Consider the following 1435-nt stretch of genomic DNA (forward strand, 5'->3'; position numbering starts at 1 on the left):
ATAAGGACTGCTCCCCCTGTTCCAGAAAGGGGATATCGTGAAATATCATCTAATGTGCGTGGCAAATGCAATATATTATAAGAGACCTTTGCATAAATAGGAATAATCATCAGAAACCTTTCATCCACTTGGCTATTTTTTAAACCCAGCCTTAGCCTTACTAGGACAAGGTTTAAAGAAATCACCAATTGGGCAAAAATTGGATTTTGCTAATCATCCCTATTTATGCAAAGGTCTCTATAAAAATAAGGTTGTCTTTTGCGCGCACTCACAATTTCCTTTTAACTGCCTCGGACAAACTTACCCTCAACAATAGCCAGATACTTAGTCGCCCCTTAAAAACCACACAACAAATTGATTTATAACAATAAAACTAACAATAACCATAGACAAATCAACCAACTTTTTCTAAAATACCTCTTATTTCTTGGTCGTTTTGCTACTCAACATATTGCCCTCAATTGCCAATATCGCTGAATTTGATTTTATTTGCGAAGTTATAGTAACTTCCCCGCCTCAATCAAACCAAGACTTGATGTTGCTTCGCTGATTTGTGCAGCCAGTGAAGGATTTTTTGGGGTTATGGCGCAGAGTGGCTAATAGGGTGTTTGTTAAACAATCAATTTAGTAATAGAAACTATTGACTTCTTTATTATGAATAACACAATCTAATTTATCGATTTCTTCTTGACTTACAATATTATGTGTTTTAATTAAGTCATAATAACTATCAGCTAACCACTCTTTAGAATTCCATATACCTGTATATTCATAATCTGCCGGTCTAGGGTAAAACTTAATGCCTTGCTCAGCTTCAAAATTAATTAATTTTACTAACTTAGTCTCAGCATCTTTTATATTAAGATTAGCAACAAGTGCAATATCTTTTATATTAAGATTAGCAACAAGTGCAATTCTTTGCAGCCATAAGTGCATATCCTCAGAATTAGGTTTGTCTTTAAATTTTTTCAAGATTCCTTCTATTATTCTTGTCCTATCGTCAACATCTATATCGCAAATAATCTTACTTAAAATTGATGCAAAGACTGAATGGATTTTCGGGTTTTTCAGTGCAATATCAACTAAAATACTGACCAACATAGAGTAATTTTCCTTAAACTCCTCCTTTATCTTGGGTTTTTGTGTAATAAAAAATATACATCTTGCAACTCTTTTATTTTTTATCTTGTGGCCTAAATCTTTGTCAAAATTGTTTAACGCTTTATTTAAACTCCCTGAATTTGGATAATTATCAGCCAAATTTTTAATAACCAATAATTGCTTTTTTAAGTCATTTTGTTGCTGGTAATTATAAATAATTTGATGTAGTTTGTCTTTTTTTATTGAAGAATTTACAATATCATCAGAATGATAGGTTTTTTCACCATTGAGTCGCATGCCCATTTCGCTTAAAATTTTAGAAAGTTCCCTAATA

1 protein-coding gene and 1 pseudogene are annotated in these 1435 nt (G+C 32.1%); one reads left to right on the forward strand and one right to left on the reverse strand.

Features of this window, described 5'->3' with window-relative positions:
• Positions 1-188: 188 nt before the first annotated feature.
• The gene (locus BBROOKSOX_RS11015; protein WP_218973749.1) at positions 189-365 is read left to right on the forward strand and encodes a hypothetical protein; all 177 of its coding nucleotides are present in this window, start codon (positions 189-191) and stop codon (positions 363-365) included.
• A 259-nt stretch (positions 366-624) separates the two neighbouring features.
• Here the strand turns inward: BBROOKSOX_RS11015 and BBROOKSOX_RS11020 are convergent.
• A pseudogene (locus BBROOKSOX_RS11020) lies at positions 625-1435 on the reverse strand (hypothetical protein); the annotation flags it as partial.

Source organism: bacterium endosymbiont of Bathymodiolus sp. 5 South, assembly GCF_900128535.1.
Classification (GTDB): domain Bacteria; phylum Pseudomonadota; class Gammaproteobacteria; order PS1; family Pseudothioglobaceae; genus Thiodubiliella.